The sequence below is a fragment of the Burkholderia cepacia complex sp. TUM26381 genome, assembly GCF_057439935.1.
The window spans coordinates 1,371,564-1,390,402 of sequence record NZ_CM172006.1 but is presented as its reverse complement, the minus strand read 5'-3'; the positions used below and the strand labels follow the sequence as shown (position 1 = coordinate 1,390,402).

The window sequence follows — 18,839 nt, the reverse complement described above, 5'->3', positions numbered from 1 at the left end:
CGGTGCTAAAGCGGAGGGATTACGCCGCCGGCGAAGCCGGCGCCGGCGCGTTGCCGGGCTTGACCTCGGCGCTGCTGCCACCGCCCGACGAATCGCCGCCAACAGCCGGCGAACTCTTCGGCGAGCGCGGCGGACGGCCTTCCATGATGTCGTTGATCTGATCGGCGTCGATCGTTTCCCACTCCATCAGCGCAGCCGTCATCGCTTCGACCTTGTCGCGGTTTTCGTCCAGCAGGCGCCGCGCAAGGCTGTACTGTTCGTCGAGCACGCGGCGGATTTCCGAGTCGACCTTCTGCTGCGTCGCTTCCGAAATCGTGCGCGTGAAACCACGGCCGAACGGCGATGCGTCGTTCTCGTCGTCGACGTAGACCATCGGCCCGAGTGCATCGGTCATGCCGAACCGGGCGACCATCGCACGCGCCGTCTGCGTTGCCTTGTTGAAGTCGTCCGACGCGCCGGTGCTGACGAGGTTCATGAACAGCTCTTCCGCCACGCGGCCACCGAACAGGATCGCGAGGCGATCCATCAGGTAGTCCTTCGAGTACGTCTCGTTGTCATGCTCCGGCAGCTGCCACGTGACGCCCAGCGCACGGCCGCGCGGAATGATCGTGACCTTGTGCACCGGGTCGGCCTTCGGCAGCAGCTTCGCGATCACCGCGTGGCCCGACTCGTGATAGGCGGTTGCGCGCTTCGCTTCCTCGCGGATCACGGCCGACTTGCGTTCCGGACCCATGAAGATCTTGTCCTTCGCGTCCTCGAAATCCTGCATCTCGACGATGCGCTTGCCACGGCGTGCGGCGAACAGCGCTGCCTCGTTCACGAGGTTCGCGAGATCGGCGCCCGAGAAGCCCGGCGTACCGCGTGCGATGACTGCGGCATCGACGTCGTTCGAGATCGGCACCTTGCGCAGGTGCACGCGCATGATCTGCTCGCGGCCGCGGATGTCCGGCAGGCCGACATAGACCTGGCGGTCGAAACGGCCCGGACGCAGCAGCGCCTTGTCGAGCACGTCGGAACGGTTGGTCGCGGCGATCACGATCACGCCCGAGTTCGCCTCGAAGCCGTCCATTTCGACGAGCATCTGGTTCAGCGTCTGTTCGCGTTCGTCGTTGCCGCCGCCCATGCCGGCGCCGCGATGACGGCCGACCGCGTCGATTTCGTCGATGAACACGATGCACGGTGCATGCTTCTTCGCCTGCTCGAACATGTCGCGCACGCGGGCCGCGCCGACGCCGACGAACATTTCGACGAAGTCCGAACCCGAGATGCTGAAGAACGGCACCTTCGCTTCACCCGCGATCGCGCGGGCCAGCAGCGTCTTGCCGGTACCCGGAGGACCGACGAGCAGCACGCCGCGCGGAATGCGACCGCCCAGCTTCTGGAATTTCTGCGGATCGCGCAGGAAGTCGACGAGCTCGGACACTTCTTCCTTCGCTTCGTCGCAGCCCGCGACGTCGGAGAAGTTCACCGCGTTGTTGTTCTCGTCGATCAGCCGCGCACGCGATTTCCCGAACGAGAATGCGCCGCCTTTGCCGCCCCCCTGCATCTGCCTCATCATGTAGAACCAGAACACGATGATCAGGATCGTCGGCCCGAGGTAGTACGGCGCGGACATCAGCGCGTTCGGCTCGTCGTCGGCCTTGCCGCTGACTTGCACGCCGTACTTCATCAGATCGCCAACCATCCAGATGTCGCCGGGCGACACGATCTGGTATTTCTGGCCATCAGCCGGAGTGACGGTGAGGTTACGCCCCTGAACGATGACGTTCTTGACCTTGCCGCTCTTGGCGTCGTCCATGAACTGCGAATAGGACACGCCTTCCTGGACGCGGGGCTTGTCGAACTGCTTGAACACCGTAAACAGCACCAGTGCGATCACCAGCCACACCGCTGCCTTCGAAAACATATTGTTGTTCAAAGCACCACTCCTTCACTCGTAGACGAGCGCCTACATTTTCCTTGCGGCGCCCCTCGGTCATTCTAATCCAGTCCGACCACCCTCGCCATAAGCATTGACAACCGGCGCGATAGCGCTTCGCTTGTCTGGCAAGGGCCGGAGCCCGTTTGCGGCATCGTGCCCCGCATCAACGCGGATGCTTCAGCTGCCGACCCAAAATGAACGTTTCGGACGATTTGTCGCGGGATGCCTTGGGCTTGCGCGGCGCGACAACCTTAAACTGCTGCTTGAACTTCTCGACGATCTGGCTGTAGCCGCTGCCGTGAAAGCATTTCACGAGCAGCGCACCGTCCGGCTTCAGATGGTTCTGCGCGAATTCGAGCGCCAGATCGCAGAGATGCTCGATGCGCGCCGCGTCTGCCGAGGCCACGCCGGAGAGGTTGGGGGCCATGTCGGAAATAACAAGGTCCACCTCGCGCCCTTCGAGCACTTCCTCGAGTTGCTGGAGGACGTCGTCCTCGCGGAAGTCGCCCTGGAGGAAGTGAACGTCGGCGATCGGCTCCATCGGCAGGATGTCGAGCGCCACGATCGTGCCGTCGATGCCGCCTTCGCGCTCCGCGTCACGCTTCTTGCCCTGCGCGAGCTTGTTGCGGGCATACTGGCTCCAGCTGCCCGGCGTGGCGCCAAGGTCGACGATCACCTGGCCCGGACGGATCAGCTTGTCCTGTTCGTCGATTTCCTTCAGCTTGTACGCGGCACGCGCGCGATAGCCCTCCCGCTGCGCCATTTTGACGTACGGGTCGTTGATGTGGTCGTGCAGCCAGTGCTGGTTGAAGCGGTTTTTTGCCATTCGAGAGAGAGATTGCTGCCAATTGCTTCGTGAAGCCGCGCTTTTAGCGGATAATACGCGTCTTCTTCGCGCGGCTGCGGCCCCTTTTCGGGCCCAAGCCGCGATTTTACGTGGTTTCGGCGCACGGCTGACGCGGTAACTTCCCGCAATCGCCATTCAGTCAGCGCGCCCTTATTTAGATTTCGACATTTCCATGCCCGCCCTTTCGCTTTCTCCCGCCGAGCGCTCCGCGCTGCGCTCCCAGGCCCATGCGCTCAAGCCCGTCGTGCTGATCGGCGCCGAAGGGCTGACCGATGCCGTGCTGAAGGAAATCAAGGTGCACCTCAATGCGCACCAGCTGATCAAGATCCGCGTGTTCGGCGACGAACGCGACGAACGCATCGCGATCTACGACGAGATCTGCGACCGTCTGAGCGCGGCGCCGATCCAGCACATCGGCAAGCTGCTGGTGATCTGGAAGCCGGAAGCCGCCGCAGCGGCCCCGGCCCGCGGCCGTCGTGCCGGCACGCTGCCGAGCGCGGCCGAAGCCGTCGACGACAAGAAAGGCCGCGCACCGCGCACGGTCAAGGTCGTCAAGGTGTCGCCGAACGCGAGCCCCGTGCGCCGCCCGAAGCCGACGAAGGTCGTCGTGCGCGGCAACGAGCGCGTGACGGCCGGCGGCACCGTGAAGCGTGCGAAAAAGCGCCAGGCCAGCACCAAGCGGCCGTTCCAGGACAAGTAATCACGCATGCGGCACGGGGCATCCCGTGCCGCCCTGCCCGCGCGGCGCTCAGGCGTCGCGCGCCGGCAGACGCCAGATCAGCATCAGCCCCAGCACGCTCTCGACGAGATAGAACACGCTCGAGACGCCGTGCAGCATCCCGAAGCGGCTTGCATACGGCGAGTTCGCGATATCGGTGCCCGCATCCATCGCGGCCACCCGCAGCGCGTTCATGAACGGCTGCAGCGCAAAATACCCGACCAGCACGCACACGACCATCGCGGCAACGACCCAGCGCACGCGGCGATATTCGCTGCTGCCGCGCCGCACCTGCTGGTTCGACAACGCGAGCAGCAGCACGCCGCACACGACACCGAGGATCGCCTCGATACGGAACAGCTGGGCGGCGACCGATCCGGCCGTCATCCGCTCCAGCGTCTTGAACAATACGGGCGCGACCGCATACCCGATCGTCAGCAGGCTGCCGACCCACACGGCCGACAGCAGACGGAACACGCGATGCGGCATCACGTCGCCCCGTCTCAGACGTAGCTGACCGAAATGATTTCGTACTCGCGCACGCCGCTCGGCGCCTGCACGGCCGCGACGTCGCCTTCGGACTTGCCGATCAGTGCGCGCGCGATCGGCGAGCTGACCGAGATCAGGCCGTGATCGATATCGGCTTCGTCGTCGCCGACGATCTGGTACTTGACGGTGTCGCCCGACTCGAGATCCTCGAGTTCGACCGTCGCGGCAAACACCACGCGGCCATCGGCGTCGAGCACCGTGGGATCGATGACTTGCGCGGCGGACAGCTTCGATTCGAGTTCCGCGATGCGACCCTCGATGAAGCCCTGCTTTTCCTTCGCGGCATCGTATTCGGCGTTTTCGGACAGATCGCCCTGTGCGCGTGCCTCCGCGATCGCGTTGATCACGGCCGGCCGCTCGACGGACTTGAGGCGCTGCAATTCATCGCGCAGTTGCCCTGCGCCACGCTTTGTCAACGGAATGGTGCTCATAAACGGCTCAATCGCTAAAAACGGCTTTAAAAAAAATCACCGCGATTAAGCGCGTTTCCGATGCACTGGAAACACCGCCTAATCGCGGCACGTGTTGCTTCGACAGGTAACTGACTGCTTAGTTTAGGCGAGCGTGAAGACCTTGTAAATCATAGACTTCCAGATCCTTCAGGTAGCGCAAACCTTCGACAGCCGCGCGCGCGCCCGACATCGTCGTGTAGTACGTGACCTTGTGCGCCTGCGCGCTCATGCGGATCGAACGCGAATCGGCGATCGCCTGGCGCGTCTCGTCGACCGTCGTGAACACGAGGGCAATCTCGCCGTTCTTGATCATGTCGACGATGTGCGGACGGCCGTCCTTCACCTTGTTCACGACCTTCACCGGCACGCCGGCCGCTTCGATCGCGGCAGCCGTCCCCTTCGTCGCGACGATCGGGTAGCCGAGGTCGTGCAGCATGCGCGCGACTTCGACGGCCTTCGGTTTATCTGCGTCCATCACGGTCAGCAGCACCGTGCCCGACTCCGGCAGGCGCGAACCGGCCGCGAGCTGCGACTTGAACAGCGCTTCGCCGAACGTCTGGCCAACGCCCATCACTTCGCCGGTCGAACGCATTTCAGGCCCGAGGACCGGATCGACGGTCGGGAACTTGACGAACGGGAACACGGCTTCCTTCACGCTGAAGTACGGCGGCTCGACTTCCTTCGTGACGCCCTGCTGCGCGAGCTTCTGGCCGACCATCGCGCGCGCCGCGATCTTCGCGAGCGGCAGGCTGGTTGCCTTCGACACGTACGGCACCGTGCGCGACGCGCGCGGGTTCACTTCCAGCACGTAGATGATGTCCTGCTTCGAACCGTCCGCCTGCGGCACCTGCTGGATCGCGAACTGCACGTTCATCAGGCCGACCACGTTCAGCGCCTTCGCCATCGCGCCCGTCTGGCGCTTCAGCTCGGCCACGGTTTCCTTCGACAGCGAGTACGGCGGCAGCGAGCATGCCGAGTCGCCCGAGTGGACGCCAGCCTGCTCGATGTGCTCCATCACGCCGCCGATGAACACGGCTTCGCCGTCGCAGATGCAGTCGACGTCGCATTCGATCGCGTCGTTCAGGAAGCGGTCGAGCAGCACCGGAGAATCGTTCGACACCTTCACGGCCTCGCGCATGTAGCGCTCGAGGTCGCGCGGCTCGTGGACGATTTCCATCGCGCGGCCACCGAGCACGTACGACGGACGCACGACGAGCGGGTAGCCGATTTCGTCTGCCAGCGCGAGCGCTTCGTCTTCGGCGCGCGCGGTGCGGTTCGGCGGCTGGCGCAGGCCGAGGTCCTGCAGCAGCTTCTGGAAGCGTTCGCGGTCTTCGGCCGCATCGATCATGTCCGGCGACGTGCCGACGATCGGCACGCCGTGCGCCTCGAGGTCGAGTGCGAGCTTCAGCGGCGTCTGGCCGCCGTACTGGACGATCACGCCGACCGGCTTTTCCTTGTCGACGATCTCGAGCACGTCTTCGAGCGTCAGCGGCTCGAAGTACAGGCGGTCGGACGTGTCATAGTCGGTCGACACCGTTTCCGGGTTGCAGTTGACCATGATCGTTTCGTAGCCGTCCTCGCGCATCGCGAGCGCCGCGTGCACGCAGCAGTAGTCGAACTCGATGCCCTGGCCGATCCGGTTCGGGCCGCCGCCCAGCACCATGATCTTCTTGTTCGTGGTCGGCTGCGCCTCGCACTCTTCCTCGTAGGTCGAGTACATGTACGCCGTTTTCGTCGCGAACTCGGCCGCGCAGGTATCGACGCGCTTGTAGACCGGACGCACGTTCAGTTCGACGCGGCGCTTGCGCACGTCTTCCGGCGTCGCGCCGAGCAGCTTCGCGAGGCGGCGGTCGGAGAAGCCGCTCTGCTTCACGTAGCGCAGCTCGTCGAACGTCAGCGACGCGAGCGTGCGGCCCGACAGCGCCTTTTCCTTCAGGATGATCTGCTCGATCTGCTCGAGGAACCACGGGTCGATCGCGGTTTCCGCGAAGATTTCCGCGGCCGTCATGCCGATGCGGAATGCATCGCCGACGTACCAGATGCGGTCCGGGCCCGGCTCGTGGATCTCGATCGCGATCTCGTCGCGGTTGGTCGACTTCTCGTCGAGACCGTCGACGCCCACTTCGAGGCCGCGCAGCGCCTTCTGGAACGATTCCTGGAACGTGCGGCCGATCGCCATCACTTCGCCGACCGACTTCATCTGCGTCGTCAGGCGCGAATCGGCTTCACGGAACTTCTCGAACGCGAAACGCGGGATCTTCGTGACGACGTAGTCGATCGTCGGCTCGAACGACGCCGGCGTCTGGCCGCCGGTGATTTCGTTCTTCAGCTCGTCGAGCGTGTAGCCGACCGCCAGCTTCGCGGCGACCTTCGCGATCGGGAAGCCCGTCGCCTTCGATGCGAGCGCCGACGAACGCGACACGCGCGGGTTCATCTCGATGACGACCATGCGGCCGTCCTTCGGGTTGATCGAGAACTGCACGTTCGAGCCGCCCGTATCGACGCCGATCTCGCGCAGCACCGCGAGCGATGCGTTACGCAGGATCTGGTATTCCTTGTCGGTGAGCGTCTGCGCCGGCGCGACCGTGATCGAGTCGCCGGTGTGCACACCCATCGGGTCGAGGTTTTCGATCGAGCAGACGATGATGCAGTTGTCGGCGCGGTCGCGCACGACTTCCATCTCGTATTCCTTCCAGCCGAGCAGCGACTCTTCGATCAGCAGCTCGCGCGTGGGCGACAGGTCGAGACCGCGCTTGCAGATCTCCTCGAACTCTTCGCGGTTGTACGCGATGCCGCCGCCCGAGCCGCCGAGCGTGAACGACGGACGGATCACGACCGGGTAGCCGCTGCCGCCGGTGAGCGCCATGATCTCGGCGTGCACCTGGGTCGCTTCTTCCAGCGAATGCGCGATGCCCGACTTCGCGGAACCGAGACCGATCTTGGTCATCGCTTCCTTGAACTTCTGACGGTCTTCCGCCTTGTCGATCGCTTCCGGCGACGCGCCGATCAGTTCGACGCCGAACTTCTCGAGCACGCCGTGGTGGTGCAGGTCGAGCGCGCAGTTCAGCGCGGTCTGGCCGCCCATCGTCGGCAGGATCGCGTCCGGGCGCTCCTTCTCGATGATGCGCGCGACGACTTCCCACGTGATCGGCTCGATGTAGGTCACGTCGGCCGTGTTCGGGTCGGTCATGATCGTCGCCGGGTTGCTGTTGACGAGAACGACCTTGTAGCCCTCCTCACGCAACGCCTTGCAAGCCTGCGCGCCCGAATAGTCGAACTCGCACGCCTGGCCGATGATGATCGGGCCGGCGCCGATGATGAGGATGCTCTTGATGTCTGTGCGTTTTGGCATGGCTTGTGAATTCAATAAGTAATCGTTGTCGTGGGTCGGCCGGCAGCGCTCAGCTCATGGTCGCGAGCGCAAGCTTCACCGAGAAACCGATGAACAGGCCGCCCACGCTGCTCGCCGCGCCTGCCGCAAGCTTGCGGCGGCGGCGGAAATGCTCGGCGAGCCGCGCGCCCGCGAAGATCAGCGTGCTCAGGTACAGGAAGCTCGCGCATTGCGCGATCGCCCCGAGCACGACGAACGACAGCGCGGGATGCGGAAATGCCGGGTCGACGAACTGGATGAAGAACGAGATGAAGAACAGGATCGCCTTCGGATTCAGCAGGCTCACGATCAGCGCCTTGCGGAACGGCCGTTCGCCGTCCACCGCGGGCGCTGCCCCGGCCGGCGCATTCGCCGGCGCGCGCAGCTTCTGCCACGCGCTGCGCAGCATGCCGATGCCGATGTAGAGCAGATACGCGGCGCCGCCGTACTTGACGACGGAGAACAGCAGCGGGTTCGCCTTCAGCAGCGACGCGACGCCCGCGGCGGACAGCACCATCAGCACCGTATCGCCGACGAACACGCCGCAGGCCGCGCGATAACCGGCCTTCACGCCGCGCTGCGCCGCGAGCGACAGCACGTACATCGAGTTCGGCCCCGGCAGCAGGATGATGAAGATCACGCCGAACACGTAGGTCCAGATATCCGTGATGCCGAGTGCGTGGCCGAACATGATGCGAATCTCCCGTCCTTCGGTTGCGTCAGTGACTTAAGCGTTGCGCTGCTTCGCCGCGTCCATCAGCGCGGTGAAACGGTCGAACAGATAGCCGATGTCGTGCGGGCCGGGCGACGCTTCCGGGTGGCCCTGGAAGCAGAAGGCCGGCTTGTCGGTCAGCTCGAAGCCCTGCAGCGTGCCGTCGAACAGCGACACGTGCGTCACGCGTGCGTTGGCCGGCAGCGAATCGGCGTCGACCGCGAAGCCGTGGTTCTGCGACGTGATCACCACGCGACCGTCGCCGAGATCCTTCACCGGATGGTTCGCGCCGTGGTGGCCCGTCTTCATCTTCAGCGTCTTCGCGCCGACGGCGAGGCCCATGATCTGGTGGCCGAGGCAGATGCCGAAGGTCGGCACGCCGCGTTCGATGAACTGCTTCGTGGCCGCGATCGCGTAATCGCACGGCTCCGGATCGCCGGGGCCGTTCGACAGGAAGATGCCGTCCGGATTCAGCGCGAGCGCATCTTCCGCGCTGGCCTGTGCCGGCAGCACCGTCACGTGGCAGCCGCGCTCCGCGAGCATGCGCAGGATGTTGTACTTGACGCCGAAATCGTACGCGACGACGCGGTACTTCGGCGCTTCCTGCATGCCGTAGCCGCCTTCGAGGCGCCATTCCGTCTGCTTCCATTCGAACGGCTTGGCGGTCGACACGACCTTCGCGAGATCCATGCCCGCGAGGCCCGGGAACGAGCGCGCGAGCTCGATCGCCTTCGCTTCGTCATCGGAGCCCGCCAGGATGCAGCCGCTCTGCGCGCCCTTGTCGCGCAGGATGCGGGTCAGCTTGCGGGTGTCGATGCCGGCGATCGCGACGATGCCTTCGTCGCGCAGGTAATCGCCGAGCGTGCGGTCCATGCGGAAGTTCGATGCGAGCGTGGGCAGATCACGGATGATCAGGCCGGCGGCATGGACTTTCGTGGCTTCGACGTCTTCGGCGTTGACGCCGACGTTGCCGATATGCGGGTAGGTGAGCGTGACGATCTGGCGCGAGTAGCTCGGATCAGTCAGGATTTCCTGATAGCCGGTGATCGCGGTATTGAACACGACTTCGCCGATCGTGTGGCCTTCGGCCCCGATCGAATAACCACGAAAGACCGTGCCGTCGGCGAGTGCAAGCAAGGCGGGAGAAAAAGACGGCAACACGGGAGGCTCCTTGGGGAACACCCTGCTGCCGACCTGTTTACCCTGCCGCGCGAGCGCCGCGCTGCGTGGGCGCGCGTGGTCGCTTGCTGGACGCGGCCTGCGCTGTCGAGTCGCGAACCCGGCGCGTGGCGCACGAGGCTTCGCGGCATCGCCCGGCAGGCGGCGTGCGGCGGATGAACGGGATGAATGAGGTAGGCGCTAGGGTGCGAGGTTGATCAGCACAAACTTTCAAATTATAGCCTGAAAATGGCCTTATCTTCAATCGATATGGCCGTCCGATCATGCACGCGCCGCGCGGCGCAACGCGCTGCGGCCCCGTTTCCGCGGCCGCCCTACCCGTCAGCGTACCGCCGGATCAGTGCGCTTGGCCAGTGCCGCGCGCAGGCCACACGTACCAGACCGCGCTCGCGAGCTGCAGCGCGAGCAGCACGCCCCATGCGGTGAAGTGCGCGGCGGCCGGATAGCGGCCGTCGACCGCCGGCCAGTGCGACAGCACCGCGCCGACACCGATCTGGAACGCGAAAATCAGCAGGAAGATCACGAGCGTGAGCGTCGTGTTCGCGCGGCCGATCAGGTGAGCGGGAAAGTGCCCGGCCATCACCGCATAGGTCAGTATGCCAACCCCGCCGAACATCCCGTATGCCGCCCACAGCACGGCCGGCGGCAGCGGCACGCGCGCGACGATCGCGACCTGCGTCGCGACGAACAGCGCCATCCCGACGCCGCAGAATGCGTAGACCGACACGCCGCGCCGCTCGAGCACGCGCGCCGCCGCGCCGAAGCCGACGCAGCCGGCCATCATCGCGAAGCCGAGCACCGACACGAGGCGCGCGGCGTGCGGCGCATCGAACCCGGCGACATCGCGCAGATACGGCCCGACCCACAGCGACTGCATCGCATAGAACACGCCCTGCGTGACGATGGAGAACGACGAAATCCTCCAGAACGCGCGGCTGCTCAGGATGTGCCACGTGCCCTTGAACTGGCTGACGAGGCTGCCCTGGTGGCGTACCCGGGGCGCCTCGGGCGCAGCCAGGCCGATCGACGCCGCGACGACCACCGTCAGCACCGCGAGACCGAAACAGATCGCGCGCCAGCTCGTCCAGCCGAGCAGCCAGGTCAGCGGCGAGCCGACCATCACGCCGCCGAGGCCGCCGACGGCCATCACGAGACCGTTGACGAGCGGCAGCCGGCCGACCGGGAAATGCTGCGCGAGCGCCTTGAACGCCGCGCCGAGGCACACCGACACGCCGACACCGATCAGCAGCCGGCCGACCATCATCGTGCCGAGACTGTGCGCGGCGCCGAACACCGCCGCGCCGGCCGCCGCGAACAGCAGCATGCCGGCCGTCACGCGGCGCGGGCCGAAGTGGTCGAGCATCACGCCGGCCGGAATCTGCGCACCCGCGAAGCCGAGGAAATAGAGGCTGGTCAGCAGGCCGAGATCGGCAGCCGACAGCCCGAGCTCGTGCGTGACGAACGGCGCGAAGCCCAGATTGACGCCGCGGAACACATACGACACGAAATACCCGACCGAAAACAGCGCGAGCACCCTCACCTGCACCGACGACATCACTTCCCCTTGTCATATGAAGACGCGCGACGCGGCGCCCCCGCGCCGCGCACAAACGAAAACGCCGTCACCTCGGTGACGGCGTTTCGTCGCAATTCGTCGGATGATAGCGCAATTGCGGGAACCGGACCGGCCGGCCGCTGCGCGTGGCCGCCGCGTTACTTCTTCTTGCCCTTGTGGGTAGCAGCCTTGGCCGGCGCTGCCTTCGCCGACTTGGCGGCCGGCTTTGCAGCACCGCGCTTCGCGCCGTGCGACTTGCCGCCCACTGCCAGGCTTGCGCGCTCGATGTGCGCACCGCCGGCCGATGTCGCGATCCGCTCCGGACCGGGTTCCGCCGGCACCGAACGGCCGACCGGCACGTGCAGCACGAGCGCCTGACCCGGCATCGCGAGATCGCGGTGCGTGCGGTTCCACGCCTTCAGCTGACCGACCGACACGCCGTAGCGGCCGGCGATCGCCGCCATCGACTGCTTGCGGCGCACGCGGATCAGCATCTTGCGCGTATCGGGTACGTCGGGCTCCATCGCGAGCGCGCCGTTTTCGGCGACGTCTGCGCTGATGTCCTCGTCGTCGTCATCGCCGCGCGGCACGACGATCGTCGAGCCCGGCTTCAGGCGCATGCCCGCCGGAATCTTGTTGACCGACATCAGCGTATCGGCGTCGACGCCGATCTTTTCGGCAATCGCGGCCGGGCGCGCACGTTCGCTGACCGTATAGGTGGTCCACGTCGACAGCTGGCCGTTGTAGGCCTTCAGGCCCTTCTCGAACGCGGACGCGTTGTCGAACGGCAGCAGGATCTGCGGATCGGTCGCACCGAGGATCACGGGCTTCGAGAACGACGGGTTCAGCGAGCGGAACTCGTCGAGCGACAGGTTCGCGAGCTTCGCAGCCACCGCCACGTCGATGTCGCGCGACGTCGTCACCGTCACGAAGTACGGGTGGTTCGGGATATCCGGCAGCGCCAGCCCGTACTGCTGCGGGCTGGCGATGATGTTCTTCACCGCCTGCAGCTTCGGCACGTAGTTGCGCGTCTCGTTCGGCATCCGCAGGCTCTGGTAGTCGGTCGGCAGGCCGGCCGCCTGGTTGCGCGCAATCGCGCGCTGCACGTTGCCCTCGCCCCAGTTGTACGCGGCCAGCGCCAGATACCAGTCGCCGAACATGTCATGCAGGCGCGACAGATAGTCGAGTGCGGCGCTCGTCGACGCGAGCACGTCGCGGCGCTCGTCCTGCCACATGTTGCGCTTCAGGTTGTACGTGCGGCCCGTGCCGGGCATGAACTGCCACATGCCGGCCGCCTTCGCGACCGACAGCGCCTGCGGGTTGTACGCGGACTCGATGAACGGCAGCAGCGCGAGCTCGGTCGGCATGTGACGCGCCTCGAGCTCCTCGACGATGTGATACAGGTACTTCTGCGAGCGCTCGGTCATGCGCTGCACGTAATCGGGCCGCTGCGTGTACCAGGTCGTCTGCATGTCGACGAGGTCGCTCTGCAGGTCGGGCATCTGGAAGCCGCGGCGGATGCGCCCCCACAGATCGGAGTCGGCACTGGTCAGATCGCCGACCGATTGCTTGTCGACGTCGACAGTTTCTTTGGCGGTGGCTGATTTACGGAGGTAGTTGGACGTCGCCTGCGAATCGGCGGCGTTGTTGGCGACAGGGGCCTGGCTCGCACAAGCGGCGAGTAGCAGGACCACCATCGCACTCAATATAAGTCGCATGAAAATCTCGGCTTCCGACGGCTGGAAATTGCAGGCGATACTACGGAAGTGCGTGCTTCACGTCAATAAAAACACCGAAAACTCAGCGAAATCCTACATTTGGAGCAATTTTTACAGACACCGCTTGAGCTTTGGAGTCCTCCGGAAATCATCATCGGAACCGGTTTTTCCACTCGCGCATCAGCGTGAATGCCGCCAGACGATCCGGCACTGTTTCGTGCAGCTCGGCCTCGAGCGTGGCATGAATGGCCGCGCTGTCCGCCCGCATGAACGGGTTAACGGCACGCTCGTGTGCAATCGTAGTGGGCAGCGTCGGCACGCCGCGCGCGCGCAGCGCCTGCGCTTCGTCGCGCCACGCGGCAAGCGCCGCATTGCCCGGCTCGCACGCGAGCGCGAAGCGGATATTGGACAGCGTGTATTCGTGTGCACAATGCACGCGCGTGTCGCCCGGCAGTGCCGCGAGCGCGTCGAGCGAAGCGAGCATCTGGGCGGGCGTGCCCTCGAACAGGCGGCCGCAGCCGCACGAGAACAGCGTGTCGCCGCAGAACACGTGCGGCGCCGCGTTGCGCTGCCCGGCCGCCTGGAAATAGGCGATGTGGCCGCGCGTGTGACCCGGTACGTCGAGCACGTCGAATTCGACGGCCGGTGCGTCGAGCGTCACGCGATCGCCGCCCGCAAGCGGCCGCGTGACCACACCGATCGCTTCGGCCGCAGGGCCGTAAACGGTCAGCGGAGCATTGTCCGGTTGGCTATTGCGCAGCGCCTCGACACCGCCGACGTGGTCGGCGTGGTGGTGCGTGAGTAAAATAGCGGTCAACCGCCAGCCACGTTCGGCAAGAACCCGGCGTACAGGCGCGGCTTCACCCGGATCGACGGCGATCGCATCGCGGCCGTCCGAGACGAGCCAGATATAGTTGTCATCGAATGCCGGAACCGGCACGTATTCCAGCTCGTTCATGGGCGCGCAATCATCGTTATGTCTGATCGTCAAATTATAGACTGGCCCGCCTGGACCGACTCGCCTCCCGGCCGCTACGTGCTGGACTGGGAGCAGGCGCAGCTCGACCGGATCGTGTCCGACGTCTTCGGGTTTCATGCGCTGCAGCTCGGCCTGCCGCAACTCGACGCGCTGCGCGAGAACCGCATGCCGTATCGCGGCCTCGTGCTCGATCCGGCGAGCGGCGCGAGCGCGCCCTACCAGTTTCCGTGGGCGCGCGAGGCGCACGCGGCGGAGCACGCACCCGCCGATCGCAGCACGACCTGGTGCGACCTGCTCGACCTGCCGTTCGAGTCGCAGAGCGTCGACCTGATCGTGATGCCGCACACGCTCGAATTCACGTCCGATCCGCACCGCCTGCTGCGCGAGGCCGAGCGCGTGCTGATGCCGGAAGGCCAGCTCGTGATCACCGGCTTCAACTCGCTCAGCCTGTGGGGCATGCGGCAATCGTTCGGGCGCATGGCGAACCGCCCGTTCGTGCCGGCCACGCGCGACCAGATCGCGTTCATCCGGCTCAAGGACTGGATCAAGCTGCTCGGCTTCGACCTCGAACGCGGCCGCTTCGGCTGTTACCGGCCGCCGCTCGTCACCGACAAGTGGCTGGGCCGCTACGGCTTCATGGAGGCCGCCGGCGACCGCTGGTGGCCGATCTTCGGCGCCGTCTACATGGTGACGGCCGTCAAGCGCGTGCGCGGCATGCGTCTCGTCGGCCAGATCAAGATGAAGAAGCCCGTGCTCGCACCGGGCCTGACGCCGGCGGCTTCCCCGACTACCCATCAAGAACATTCATGACTACCGATACCATCGACATCTATACCGACGGCGCCTGCAAGGGCAACCCCGGCCCCGGCGGCTGGGGCGCACTGATGCGCTACGGCAACCAGGAGAAGGAACTGTTCGGCGGCGAGCCGAACACGACCAACAACCGCATGGAGCTGATGGGCGTGATCGCTGCGCTCGAAGCGCTGAAGCGGCCGTGCCAGGTGGTCGTGCATACCGACTCGCAATACGTGCAGAAAGGCATCAGCGAGTGGATCCACGGCTGGAAGAAGAAAGGCTGGGTCACCGCGGCGAAAACGCCCGTGAAGAATTCCGACCTGTGGAAGCGGCTCGACGCGCTCGTCGCGCAGCACGAGGTCGAGTGGCGCTGGGTCAAGGGTCACGCGGGCCATCCCGAAAACGAGCGCGCGGACGCGCTCGCGAATCGCGGCGTCGAATCGCTCACGGCCTGAACGCCGGCCGCTCCCCTGTTTTCTTCGTTTCCCCCGACATGCGCCAGATCATTCTCGATACCGAAACCACCGGCCTGAACGCCCGCACCGGCGACCGCCTCATCGAAATCGGCTGCGTCGAGCTGCTGAACCGGCAGCTCACCGGCAACAACCTGCACTTCTACGTGAACCCCGAGCGCGACAGCGATCCGGGGGCACTGGCCGTGCACGGCCTCACGACCGAATTCCTCAGCGACAAGCCGAAATTCGCGGAAGTCGCCGACCAGATCCGCGACTTCGTGAAGGACGCCGAGCTGATCATCCACAACGCACCGTTCGACCTTGGCTTCCTCGATGCCGAATTCGCGCGGCTCAACCTGCCGCCGTTCACCGAACAGTGCGGCGGCGTGATCGACACGCTCGTGCAGGCCAAGCAGATGTTCCCCGGCAAGCGCAACTCGCTCGACGCGCTGTGCGACCGCTTCGGCATCAGCAATGCGCACCGGACGCTGCACGGCGCACTGCTCGACTCGGAGCTGCTCGCCGAGGTGTATCTCGCGATGACGCGCGGCCAGGAAAGCCTCGTGATCGACATGCTCGACGACGCGGGCGCGGGCGGCGGCGCCGCGAGCGGGCAGCGCGTATCGCTCGCCGCGCTCGACCTGGCCGTGGTGGCCGCGAGCGACGACGAGCTCGCCGCGCACCAGGCGCAGCTCGACGAGCTCGACAAGTCGGTCAAGGGCACCTGCGTGTGGCGCCAGTCCGCCGACGCGGGCGCCGCCGAATCGGCCTGACGCCCGCCGCACGCACTGCGGCCGCGCTTACGCGCGCGGCTGCAGCGCGATGACGGCCATCCCGCCGAGCGCGAGCACCGCGCCGGCCACGTCCCAGCGGGTCAGCGCGACGCCGTCGACCACCCGCAGCCAGACCAGCGCCACCGCGATATACACGCCGCCGTACGCGGCATAGGTGCGCCCCGCCGCACTCGGGTGCAGCGTCAGCAGCCACGCGAACAGCGCGAGCGACAGTGCGGCCGGCACCAGCAGCCAGACCGGGCGGCCGCCCTTCAGCACGAGCCACGGCAGGTAGCAGCCGACGATTTCGGCCAGCGCGGTGGCGGCGAACAGCGCCGCGATCTTCATCAGTTCGGTCATCCGGTTTCTCGCGAATTCGCCCCCTGCTCCCGGGGGCCGCACGGCCCCGCCGCGCGCCGCCGATCATACCCGAGCAGGCCGCGCCGAACGCCCCGCCAGACGGGCGTTTCCCGGCAATTTGCACGATCATCCGTCATCGTGCTATCATGTCGCCTGTTTCAACATTCAATCTCTGTCTATTCGATTTCGAGAGAAGTCCGTCCGCGCGTTGCGGGCCGGCGCTTCGACCGAAATTGCATCCACAGGAAAGCCCGCCCGACAGGCCCGCTTTTCTCGTTTCGTTGCCCCTCCGGGGCGTTGCCGGAGCGCCGGACACATCGTCCGCACCGGCATCTGCCGCCTGCATCACGCGGCCCATTCTTCATGAGCGCACTGTCGCGACGGCCCATCGGGCCCGCGTCGAAGCAGCCCCTTACGGCCCTTTACCGCCCGTTGTGCAGTAAGTGCTTAAAGGTTTGCCCCGACGCGCAGCACGCGACACCGCGCTCGCCGGCAAACCGTGTCGGACGGCCCGCCCGTTCCGGCGCAGTCAAAGGAGTGCATGACCTTGACCGCAACACACGTCAGCCCGACCGCTGCTTCTTCCTCCGCTTCGCCGTCCGGTGAAGCTCCGCTCGCCGCGGACGACATTACCGTCGTCGACCAGAGCCTGCTCAAGCGCGCCGTCAGCGCGATGGCCATCGGCAATGCGATGGAATGGTTCGACTTCGGCGTCTACAGCTACATCGCCGTCACGCTCGGCAAGGTGTTCTTCCCGTCCAGCAGCCCGTCCGCGCAGTTGCTCGCGACCTTCGGCACGTTCGCGGCCGCGTTTCTCGTGCGCCCGCTCGGCGGCATGGTGTTCGGCCCGCTCGGCGACCGTATCGGCCGCCAGCGCGTGCTCGCCGCGACGATGATCATGATGGCCGTCGGCACCTTCGCGATCGGCCTGATCCCCAGCTACGCGTCGATCGGCATCATGGCGCCCGTGCTGCTGCTGGTCGCCCGCCTCGTGCAGGGCTTCTCGACCGGCGGCGAATACGGCGGCGCGGCCACCTTCATCGCCGAATTCTCGACCGACAAGCGCCGTGGCTTCATGGGCAGCTTCCTCGAATTCGGCACGCTGATCGGGTACGTGCTGGGCGCCGGCGTCGTCGCGCTGCTCACCGCGTCGCTGTCGCAGGAAGCGCTGCTGTCGTGGGGCTGGCGCGTGCCGTTCCTGATCGCGGGCCCGCTCGGCCTGATCGGCCTCTACATCCGGATGAAGCTCGAGGAAACGCCGGCGTTCAAGCGCCAGGCCGAAGAACGTGAAGCCCAGGACAAGGCCGTGCCGAAAGCGCGCTTCCGCGAAACGCTGATGCGCAACTGGCGTGCACTGCTGCTGTGCGTCGGCCTCGTGCTGATCTTCAACGTGACCGACTACATGGTGCTGTCGTACCTGCCGAGCTTCATGTCGTCGACGCTGCACTTCGACGAATCGCACAGCCTCGTGCTCGTGCTGATCGTGATGGTGCTGATGATGCCGATGACGCTGTACGCGGGCCGCCTGTCGGACAAGATCGGCCGCAAGCCCGTGATGCTCGCCGGCTGCGTCGGCCTGCTCGTGCTGTCGATGCCGGCGATGATGCTGATCCATGCGGGCACCACCGCGTCGGTGTTCGGCGGTCTGCTGATCCTCGGCGTGCTGCTGTCGTGCTTCACCGGCGTGATGCCGTCGGCGCTGCCCGCGCTGTTCCCGACCGAGATCCGCTACGGCGCGCTCGCGATCGGCTTCAACGTGTCGGTGTCGCTGTTCGGCGGCACGACGCCGCTGATGACCGCGTGGCTCGTCGACGTGACGCACAACCTGATGATGCCCGCGTACTACATGATGGGCGCCGCCGTGATCGGCATCGTATCGGTCGTCGCGCTCGCCGAAACCGCGCGCCAGCCGCTGAAGGGCTCGCCGCCCGCCGTCGCGACGCGCCGCGAGGCGCACCAGCTTGCGCGCAAGCTGCGCGAAGAGGACGACGCGCCGGAGATGTATGGCGTCGCGACGCCGGCACGCGCCTGAGCGCCGCCCCATGAAAAAGCCCCGGCCGAAGCCGGGGCCCGATCGAACCCGATCCGCCCGACCGGCTTGCGCCGGCCGGGCATTTTTTTATCCTTTCGACGCGAACGCTTTCACGCGCGCACTTCGCAATGACGGCAGAAGATCAGCGCGCGCGAACGCGACACGGCCGCCTGGGCGCCGCGCGTCACCATGATCAACCCGACCTGGCCGAGATTGAAGTCGCGCTCGACCATCAGCTGTGTCAGCGCGGCAAGCGGCAACACGACGGACGGGTGGTACAGGCTCGATTCGATCAAGGCTTTCATCATCGGCTCCATCTGGCAAGGCGTGATTCGATGGAGTGGATTTTAGGGACCGGCCGCTTCCGGATAAACAGCGCGAATGCGAAGTCACTTGTCAGCCGCTGCGAACAATCGGCAGCGGC

At 65.9% G+C, this 18,839-nt stretch carries 17 protein-coding genes; 5 read left to right on the top strand and 12 right to left on the bottom strand.

Annotated features, from left to right (window positions below):
* Positions 1–19 precede the first annotated feature (19 nt).
* Together ftsH and ACWMMN_RS06605 are read right to left on the bottom strand one after the other, a co-directional pair.
* A complete protein-coding gene (gene ftsH, locus ACWMMN_RS06610) occupies positions 20–1,918 on the bottom strand; it encodes an ATP-dependent zinc metalloprotease FtsH (RefSeq protein WP_486423122.1) in 1,899 nt (632 codons plus the stop codon).
* 166 nt (positions 1,919–2,084) lie between these two features.
* The gene (locus ACWMMN_RS06605) at positions 2,085–2,747 is read right to left on the bottom strand and encodes an RlmE family RNA methyltransferase (protein ID WP_059235021.1); all 663 of its coding nucleotides are present in this window, start codon (positions 2,745–2,747) and stop codon (positions 2,085–2,087) included.
* A 193-nt stretch (positions 2,748–2,940) separates the two neighbouring features.
* Here ACWMMN_RS06605 and ACWMMN_RS06600 point away from each other — a divergent pair, with 193 nt between their 5' ends.
* Positions 2,941–3,468: a YhbY family RNA-binding protein gene (locus ACWMMN_RS06600; RefSeq protein WP_059235023.1), complete on the top strand. Its 528-nt coding sequence runs from the start codon at positions 2,941–2,943 to the stop codon at positions 3,466–3,468.
* 48 nt (positions 3,469–3,516) lie between these two features.
* Here ACWMMN_RS06600 and ACWMMN_RS06595 read toward each other — a convergent pair whose 3' ends face one another.
* The 8 genes from ACWMMN_RS06595 to gloB form a co-directional block, all read right to left on the bottom strand.
* Positions 3,517–3,975 (bottom strand): DUF4149 domain-containing protein, encoded by a 459-nt coding sequence (locus ACWMMN_RS06595; RefSeq protein WP_021163361.1) that lies wholly within the window; start codon positions 3,973–3,975, stop codon positions 3,517–3,519.
* 14 nt (positions 3,976–3,989) lie between these two features.
* Positions 3,990–4,466 (bottom strand): transcription elongation factor GreA, encoded by a 477-nt coding sequence (greA, locus tag ACWMMN_RS06590; RefSeq protein WP_059235025.1) that lies wholly within the window; start codon positions 4,464–4,466, stop codon positions 3,990–3,992.
* 118 nt (positions 4,467–4,584) lie between these two features.
* On the bottom strand, positions 4,585–7,839 hold the full coding sequence (gene carB, locus ACWMMN_RS06585; protein ID WP_059235027.1) for a carbamoyl-phosphate synthase large subunit: 3,255 nt from the start codon (positions 7,837–7,839) through the stop codon (positions 4,585–4,587).
* Between the two features lie 49 nt (positions 7,840–7,888).
* Positions 7,889–8,548 carry a leucine efflux protein LeuE gene (gene leuE, locus ACWMMN_RS06580; protein ID WP_486423121.1) on the bottom strand — a complete coding sequence of 220 codons (660 nt, stop codon included), beginning with the start codon at positions 8,546–8,548 and terminating at the stop codon, positions 7,889–7,891.
* A gap of 36 nt (positions 8,549–8,584) precedes the next feature.
* Complete coding sequence (carA, locus tag ACWMMN_RS06575; protein ID WP_059235031.1) at positions 8,585–9,730, bottom strand: glutamine-hydrolyzing carbamoyl-phosphate synthase small subunit; 1,146 nt, start codon at positions 9,728–9,730, stop codon at positions 8,585–8,587.
* A 355-nt stretch (positions 9,731–10,085) separates the two neighbouring features.
* Positions 10,086–11,303 (bottom strand): MFS transporter, encoded by a 1,218-nt coding sequence (locus tag ACWMMN_RS06570; RefSeq protein ID WP_059235033.1) that lies wholly within the window; start codon positions 11,301–11,303, stop codon positions 10,086–10,088.
* A 158-nt stretch (positions 11,304–11,461) separates the two neighbouring features.
* The gene (locus ACWMMN_RS06565) at positions 11,462–13,021 is read right to left on the bottom strand and encodes a transglycosylase SLT domain-containing protein (protein ID WP_059235036.1); all 1,560 of its coding nucleotides are present in this window, start codon (positions 13,019–13,021) and stop codon (positions 11,462–11,464) included.
* Positions 13,022–13,172: 151 nt separating this feature from the next.
* Entirely contained in the window at positions 13,173–13,979 is an 807-nt protein-coding gene (gene gloB, locus ACWMMN_RS06560) for a hydroxyacylglutathione hydrolase (RefSeq protein ID WP_486423120.1), read from the bottom strand.
* An 18-nt stretch (positions 13,980–13,997) separates the two neighbouring features.
* On the opposite strand from gloB, the gene ACWMMN_RS06555 reads away from it, so the two are divergent.
* From ACWMMN_RS06555 to dnaQ, 3 genes are read left to right on the top strand one after another with little or no spacing between them, the layout of a single operon-like run.
* Complete coding sequence (locus tag ACWMMN_RS06555) at positions 13,998–14,810, top strand: class I SAM-dependent methyltransferase (protein ID WP_059235039.1); 813 nt, start codon at positions 13,998–14,000, stop codon at positions 14,808–14,810.
* Complete coding sequence (gene rnhA / locus ACWMMN_RS06550; RefSeq protein WP_059235042.1) at positions 14,807–15,250, top strand: ribonuclease HI; 444 nt, start codon at positions 14,807–14,809, stop codon at positions 15,248–15,250. Before ACWMMN_RS06555 ends, rnhA begins: the two co-directional genes overlap by 4 nt.
* Positions 15,251–15,288: 38 nt before the next feature.
* Positions 15,289–16,023, top strand: a complete 735-nt coding sequence (dnaQ, locus tag ACWMMN_RS06545) for a DNA polymerase III subunit epsilon (RefSeq protein WP_059235044.1) — start codon at positions 15,289–15,291, stop codon at positions 16,021–16,023.
* 27 nt (positions 16,024–16,050) lie between these two features.
* Here dnaQ and ACWMMN_RS06540 read toward each other — a convergent pair whose 3' ends face one another.
* Positions 16,051–16,383, bottom strand: a complete 333-nt coding sequence (locus ACWMMN_RS06540) for a YnfA family protein (RefSeq protein WP_059235046.1) — start codon at positions 16,381–16,383, stop codon at positions 16,051–16,053.
* A 541-nt stretch (positions 16,384–16,924) separates the two neighbouring features.
* On the opposite strand from ACWMMN_RS06540, the gene proP reads away from it, so the two are divergent.
* Entirely contained in the window at positions 16,925–18,415 is a 1,491-nt protein-coding gene (proP, locus tag ACWMMN_RS06535; protein WP_059235048.1) for a glycine betaine/L-proline transporter ProP, read from the top strand.
* Between the two features lie 110 nt (positions 18,416–18,525).
* Here the strand turns inward: proP and ACWMMN_RS06530 are convergent, their stop codons facing one another.
* Complete coding sequence (locus ACWMMN_RS06530) at positions 18,526–18,732, bottom strand: hypothetical protein (protein WP_486423119.1); 207 nt, start codon at positions 18,730–18,732, stop codon at positions 18,526–18,528.
* Positions 18,733–18,839: the final 107 nt, after the last annotated feature.

What these genes read in the sequence shown, in the direction of transcription:
- rnhA (WP_059235042.1), top strand. Translation starts at nt 14,807, where the DNA reads ATGACTACCGATACCATCGACATCTATACCGACGGCGCCTGCAAGGGC.
- proP (WP_059235048.1), top strand. Translation starts at nt 16,925, where the DNA reads ATGACCTTGACCGCAACACACGTCAGCCCGACCGCTGCTTCTTCCTCC.
- dnaQ (WP_059235044.1), top strand. Translation starts at nt 15,289, where the DNA reads ATGCGCCAGATCATTCTCGATACCGAAACCACCGGCCTGAACGCCCGC.
- leuE (WP_486423121.1), bottom strand. Translation starts at nt 8,548, where the DNA reads ATGTTCGGCCACGCACTCGGCATCACGGATATCTGGACCTACGTGTTC.
- ACWMMN_RS06605 (WP_059235021.1), bottom strand. Translation starts at nt 2,747, where the DNA reads ATGGCAAAAAACCGCTTCAACCAGCACTGGCTGCACGACCACATCAAC.
- ACWMMN_RS06540 (WP_059235046.1), bottom strand. Translation starts at nt 16,383, where the DNA reads ATGACCGAACTGATGAAGATCGCGGCGCTGTTCGCCGCCACCGCGCTG.
- ACWMMN_RS06565 (WP_059235036.1), bottom strand. Translation starts at nt 13,021, where the DNA reads ATGCGACTTATATTGAGTGCGATGGTGGTCCTGCTACTCGCCGCTTGT.
- greA (WP_059235025.1), bottom strand. Translation starts at nt 4,466, where the DNA reads ATGAGCACCATTCCGTTGACAAAGCGTGGCGCAGGGCAACTGCGCGAT.
- ACWMMN_RS06530 (WP_486423119.1), bottom strand. Translation starts at nt 18,732, where the DNA reads ATGGAGCCGATGATGAAAGCCTTGATCGAATCGAGCCTGTACCACCCG.
- ACWMMN_RS06570 (WP_059235033.1), bottom strand. Translation starts at nt 11,303, where the DNA reads ATGTCGTCGGTGCAGGTGAGGGTGCTCGCGCTGTTTTCGGTCGGGTAT.
- ACWMMN_RS06595 (WP_021163361.1), bottom strand. Translation starts at nt 3,975, where the DNA reads ATGCCGCATCGCGTGTTCCGTCTGCTGTCGGCCGTGTGGGTCGGCAGC.
- carB (WP_059235027.1), bottom strand. Translation starts at nt 7,839, where the DNA reads ATGCCAAAACGCACAGACATCAAGAGCATCCTCATCATCGGCGCCGGC.
- ACWMMN_RS06600 (WP_059235023.1), top strand. Translation starts at nt 2,941, where the DNA reads ATGCCCGCCCTTTCGCTTTCTCCCGCCGAGCGCTCCGCGCTGCGCTCC.
- gloB (WP_486423120.1), bottom strand. Translation starts at nt 13,979, where the DNA reads ATGAACGAGCTGGAATACGTGCCGGTTCCGGCATTCGATGACAACTAT.
- ACWMMN_RS06555 (WP_059235039.1), top strand. Translation starts at nt 13,998, where the DNA reads ATGTCTGATCGTCAAATTATAGACTGGCCCGCCTGGACCGACTCGCCT.